Below are 5,051 nucleotides of genomic sequence, written 5' to 3'. Positions count from 1 at the left end.
TGAAATCAATACGGTTGAGGCCGATCACATCCTCATCTGAGACGAAATCAATAATCTCGTCCGTGCCGCTCCAGTTGGTGAACCGGAACTGATCCGCGCCATCGTTGCCCGTCAGGATGTCATCACCGCCCAGACCATAAAGGATATCATCCCCCGATCCGCCCTCAATCGCGTCATTGACCGCTGATCCCGCGATCCGCAAATCACCCGTTGCACCCGATCCATCCAGATTGACGCTTTCGGCAAAGCCGCGTTCGTCGTCACTCCTGTTTAGCTCGACCCCTTTGGCCGCCGTGATGGTCAAATCCTGCCCGCCGGTGATGTTGAAATTCGTTGGGCCATCGGTGTTATTGAATGCGTAAAAGTTGCCATTGGTGCCAATCGAGTGGATCAGGTTTGCATCCTCATTCATGCCGGTTGAATGGATCGTCACCTCATCAAAGCTGTTGTTGCCGGTGAACCCGATGGCCGAGGCACTGTTGCCGTTTCCGTTCGCGACAAATTCGATCTGACCGTCATCTTCGGCTGTGGCGCGCATTTCAAACGTCAGGGATTGGCCTACTGAATTCGCCTCAAAACGGATGAATTCATCATTGCGGCCTGCATCGCTTTCGAAAATGAACAGATCATCTTCCGTCACACCTCGCACGTTCAGACGCCCGCCAGTGGCGGATTGGCCAGAAAAGATGAATGTGTCAATGTCGGTGTATTCATCCGCTTCAAGCGTGCTGCTGGCCATGAATGATTCCAGTTCTTCAAAACCGTTTGCGCGGTTGATGGAAACCGGCCGAATTTCTCGATTGTTGCAAGTTGGCATTCGCACCCTAAACGATCATCAACGCGAACAGGCCGCGCGCTTTGGCGTTGAGATTATCGAGATGAAAGATTGGGACGACAATGCGCAATTGGGATTTGATGGGCCCGTCTATCTGTCTGTGGACCTTGACGGCTTGGACCCCGCATTCGCTCCGGGCGTTTCCCATCACGAGCCCGGCGGTTTTTCATCGCGTCAGGTGATCAATTTGGTCCATCGCTTTGAAGGGCCATTGGTTGGTGCCGATATTGTCGAGTTGAACCCCCATCGCGATATCAACAATATGACCGCCATGGTCGCTGCGCGTTTGGCAAAAGAAATCATGGGCCGATTGCTTGTTGGCGGCTAAACGCAAACAATTCATTCACTATATTCCGATAGATGAATGTGGCGCAAACACCTAGTGTTCTAAAGATTGTCAGAACGAGAGTATCAATGAGTAAAAAATCGGCTGCAAAATCTTTGTTTGTGGGACTGTTGTTGATCGGCTCAAGTGCAGCAACAGCTGCAAACTTTGAGTTAAAGTCTTCGAGCGCTGCCGAGATTGGGTGGTCAAAGAAAGCAGAATGCGAAGCCAAAGCAAGCAAAGCTTGCACGTCAGCTTATTTCTGTTCAAACAATATTTGGATGGCCGAAGATGCTTTTGACCGCGTTCAAGACCGGCGCTACGCAGGTGAGCAATTGATCATCGTCAAAGACGGTCAGCCAATCTGTGCGGTGAATTAAAAGCTGCGCCACTAAGACTTAAACGGTGCCATGCCCCTGTTGGCCAATTCATCTGCCCGCTCATTGCCTTCGTGCCCGGCGTGGCCCTTTACCCAATGAAACTCGATTTTATGTCGCTCAAGTGCTGAATCAAGTAAACGCCACAAATCCTCGTTTTTAACCGGTTTTTTAGCTGCAGTTTTCCAGCCGTTACGCTTCCAATTGTGCATCCAGCCGGTCACGCCGCCTTTGACGTATTGGCTGTCCGTATAAAGGTCGATCTCGCATGAACGCTTCAAAGCGTTGAGTGATTCAATAGCCGCCAACAACTCCATGCGGTTGTTTGTGGTCAGTGCTTCTCCACCACACAGTTCTTTTTCCGTGCCGTTAAAACGCAAAAGCGCGCCCCAGCCACCAGGGCCCGGATTGCCCGAACATGCACCATCTGTGAAAATTGAAACCCGCTCAGCCATGCCATTGTTCTTTTGTCAGTTTGTGGAAGCTGAGTTCTTTACCTGAGTCGTCGACGTCTGTGTGCGTAAACTGCATGCCAATTTTTTTAAGAATATGCACGGAGGCCAAATTCTGAGTGAAGGCATAGCCGATAAAGGATTGGTGATCAGTGGCGCGAAATATCCAATCGCGTAGCGCAAATGCAGCTTCTTGAGCGTATCCTTTTCCCCATTCCGCATGTGATATCGCATAGCCAATTTCAGGTTCGCCTTGCTCTAGCCCAAACCCCGCCCGGCCAATAAACGCCCCATCTGACTTGCGCATTACGCGGAACTTGCACCAACCATATTTCTCAAACTCATCTGCCCAGACACCCATGCGCCTTTTGGCATCGGCTTCATCTTCAATGCGACCCGAGAGGTGTTGGGTGACCGCTAAATCGCCGTGCAAAGCAATAACGTCACCAATTTGGCTTGGTGACCAAGTGCTGAACGCCAACCGTTCAGATTGCAAAATCAGTTGCGGGTGGCCCATTTAGGCAATCCGAAGTTCACGGGGTACATTGAAAGCTATGTTTTCTGTCGCGGTGACTTTTACCGATACCGTAATGTCAAACCGTTCGCCGAACGCGGTGATGATTTCGTCAACCAATTCTTCGGGCGCCGAGGCACCAGCAGTAATGCCCAAAGATTTAATGCCCTCAAACAGTTCCCATTTGATCTCGCTTGCGCGCTGCACGAGCATTGACTTTGAACAGCCACCACGATCGGCAACCTCAACTAGGCGCATAGAGTTGGAAGAGTTTGGTGCCCCCACCACAATCATGGCGTCAACCAAGGGCGCAACTACTTTAACCGCTTCTTGCCGATTGGTCGTCGCGTAGCAAATATCTTCTTTGTGCGGTGCTGCAATTTCGGGAAATCTTTGGCGCAAAGCTGCAACAATTGCTGCCGTATCATCAAGCGACAGAGTGGTTTGTGTCACAAACGCTAGTTTTTGATCACTCTTTGGGGTGAAGCTAGCGACGTCTTCAACTGTTTCAATCAAGCTTATTGCGCCGTCTGGCAATTGGCCCATTGTGCCAACAACTTCTGGATGTCCTTGGTGGCCAATCAGAATAATCTCGTAACCAGCTTCAAAATGGCGCTGGGCCTCCACATGTACTTTGGAAACAAGAGGGCAGGTAGCGTCCAAGTAGAACATATTGCGGTGTTTGGCTTGTGCGGGAACGCTTTTGGCCACGCCGTGCGCGGAGAAGATTACAGGTGCATCCGTATCTGGAATCTCCTCTAATTCTTCAACAAATATAGCCCCTTTTGCCTTTAGGCCATCGACCACATATTTGTTGTGCACAATCTCGTGGCGTACATAAACGGGCGCGCCGTATTTTTGCAGCGCGAGCTCGACAATTTGAATTGCACGATCAACACCAGCGCAAAAACCGCGTGGTGCACAAAGTAATATTTCCAAAGAACTTTTTTTTGCCATAGATGTGAGATGCTTTGTTCTAGAACTGGTGTCAAGTTTGTTGCACTTTACGGCGACACTAAGTCATACTAAACAGAATCTGTTACGCAATCTAGGTCGAGCTGTAGTGTCTCTTACCATATCCCAACAAATGTTCGCGATCGCACCGGTGAACGAACGCCCGCTTTTGTCGCGAGAACAAGAGCGATTGGTGGTGGGAAAAGCGGCATGGGTTTTTGCAATGGCCAAATCGGGCCAAAGGGTTTGCCCAACCATTTGCATCACACGCCAAGCCTGGGAAGCAGTTAAGGAAGCAAAGCCGGGTAGTCCGCTGCACACCAGCTGGATTGCTGCGCTATTTAAGCTCGTCCCAAAAGGCGAGGAGCCGCCAAAGCTTGTTGTACGCACCGCAGCGCAAACCCATATGGCCGGGTTGGCTAGGGTACGGGGCAAAGTCGACGCGCCAAAACGCGAAAGCGAAGCCGCAGACCCTTCAAAGCCATTGGCGCGCGCGATTGACCGTGCATTTGAGTCGTATCTGCATGGCACACCCGTCTGGACAATCGATACGGGGCGCGACCTTTCCAAAGAACAAATCGTTCTCGTGCAAGCAGCAACGGAGCAAAAACCGTTCTCAATTCTTACGCGTGATTTAAGCACCGGTGAGCTTGGTCCGGTCAAACTACATGGTCAATCAGAGCTGCCTCAGTTCGCAAATCCAGTTACCGCTCGTCGCTTTTGCCGCAAAATGGACGGTTTGGCCGGCGCACATATGGTGTGTTTGGTGGTCGAAGAAAACGGGGAACTGGTATTTTTGTCTGCACGCCCTGTGCAGGCAAGTATTTCAGCAAACCTTGAAGCTGCGATTGATCGAGTGAATAGCGGGGACTGGACACCACGAAAAGCGGTGTCTGAAATCGACCCCGCTCAATTGCCCCAAATTTTGCACCCGCGCCTAACGGGCAAAAAACGTGTTGCCGCATTGGCGAATGGCCTGGGCGTTTCCCCCGGGGCGGCAAGTGGAGCGATTGTGTTTTCGTCCGAAGATGCATCACGCTATCGCGCGCGCGGCAAAGACTGCATTTTGGTAAGCGTAGAAACAGGCCCCTCAGATATTGAAGGTATGCAGGCCGCAGCTGGCATATTGACGGCACGCGCAATGAAGTGCCGATCCTTGCCTCACTGCTGACCTGCAAGGTGCCCTCGCCCAAAGGCACGGGCAATACCGGCTTTTCCAACACATACGCTGCCTATGATGCGCTGCCAGAGGATAAGAAGGCCGAGTATGACAAGTTGACCGTGATCCACGCTCCGTGGGCAACCTTGTTCTACCACACACCCGAACCCAGCATCGATTTGCTGAAGAATTACATGGGCATTGGCGAAGCTGAATTGCCCTTGGTGTGGGAACACAAATCTGGCCGCAAATCGTTGGTTCTGGGCAACACGGCCCATTCAGTGAAAGGCAAGTCTACGATGGAAAGCGCAGAGATTCTCCATGGGCTGCGCGATTGGGCAACCGGGCCGGATTTCACATACAGCCACGAATGGGAACCAGGCGATCTGGTGATCTGGGACGGCGACCCGCTCGAAGTCGGCGCCATGCCGGTAA

8 protein-coding genes are annotated in these 5,051 nt (G+C 51.7%); 4 read left to right on the top strand and 4 right to left on the bottom strand.

The window, feature by feature from the left end; genetic code table 11:
- A partial coding sequence (locus tag Q0231_RS12230) for a calcium-binding protein (RefSeq protein ID WP_367274494.1) occupies nucleotides 1–739 on the bottom strand: 739 nt, incomplete at its 3' end.
- Between Q0231_RS12230 and Q0231_RS12225 the strand changes: the two genes are divergently transcribed.
- Complete coding sequence (locus Q0231_RS12225) at nucleotides 738–1,163, top strand: arginase family protein (protein WP_299347860.1); 426 nt, start codon at nucleotides 738–740, stop codon at nucleotides 1,161–1,163. The two genes, Q0231_RS12230 and Q0231_RS12225, sit on opposite strands and share 2 nt — an antisense overlap.
- A gap of 86 nt (nucleotides 1,164–1,249) precedes the next feature.
- The gene (locus tag Q0231_RS12220; RefSeq protein WP_299347859.1) at nucleotides 1,250–1,540 is read left to right on the top strand and encodes a hypothetical protein; all 291 of its coding nucleotides are present in this window, start codon (nucleotides 1,250–1,252) and stop codon (nucleotides 1,538–1,540) included.
- Between the two features lie 11 nt (nucleotides 1,541–1,551).
- Here the strand turns inward: Q0231_RS12220 and rnhA are convergent, their stop codons facing one another.
- Genes rnhA through ispH form a run of 3 tightly spaced genes read right to left on the bottom strand, consistent with a single transcriptional unit; the run spans nucleotide 1,552 to nucleotide 3,460 of the window.
- Nucleotides 1,552–1,992 carry a ribonuclease HI gene (gene rnhA / locus Q0231_RS12215; protein WP_269392484.1) on the bottom strand — a complete coding sequence of 147 codons (441 nt, stop codon included), beginning with the start codon at nucleotides 1,990–1,992 and terminating at the stop codon, nucleotides 1,552–1,554.
- On the bottom strand, nucleotides 1,985–2,506 hold the full coding sequence (locus Q0231_RS12210; RefSeq protein ID WP_299347858.1) for a GNAT family N-acetyltransferase: 522 nt from the start codon (nucleotides 2,504–2,506) through the stop codon (nucleotides 1,985–1,987). The genes rnhA and Q0231_RS12210 overlap by 8 nt, the downstream gene beginning before the upstream one ends.
- Nucleotides 2,507–3,460, bottom strand: coding sequence for a 4-hydroxy-3-methylbut-2-enyl diphosphate reductase (gene ispH / locus Q0231_RS12205; protein ID WP_299347857.1), 954 nt, complete (start codon nucleotides 3,458–3,460; stop codon nucleotides 2,507–2,509).
- 106 nt (nucleotides 3,461–3,566) lie between these two features.
- On the opposite strand from ispH, the gene Q0231_RS12200 reads away from it, so the two are divergent.
- Both Q0231_RS12200 and Q0231_RS12195 read left to right on the top strand, forming a co-directional pair.
- Nucleotides 3,567–4,628: a hypothetical protein gene (locus Q0231_RS12200; protein WP_299347856.1), complete on the top strand. Its 1,062-nt coding sequence runs from the start codon at nucleotides 3,567–3,569 to the stop codon at nucleotides 4,626–4,628.
- The coding region (locus Q0231_RS12195) for a TauD/TfdA family dioxygenase (protein WP_299347855.1) at nucleotides 4,604–5,051 on the top strand (448 nt) is incomplete at its 3' end. The genes Q0231_RS12200 and Q0231_RS12195, both read left to right, overlap by 25 nt.

The sequence above is a fragment of the uncultured Maritalea sp. genome (genome assembly GCF_937139385.1).
In the GTDB taxonomy this organism is placed as follows: Bacteria; Pseudomonadota; Alphaproteobacteria; order Rhizobiales; family Devosiaceae; genus Maritalea; species Maritalea porphyrae_A.
Note: the sequence above shows the minus strand (reverse complement) of the source record. Positions and strands in the feature narration are given on the sequence as shown.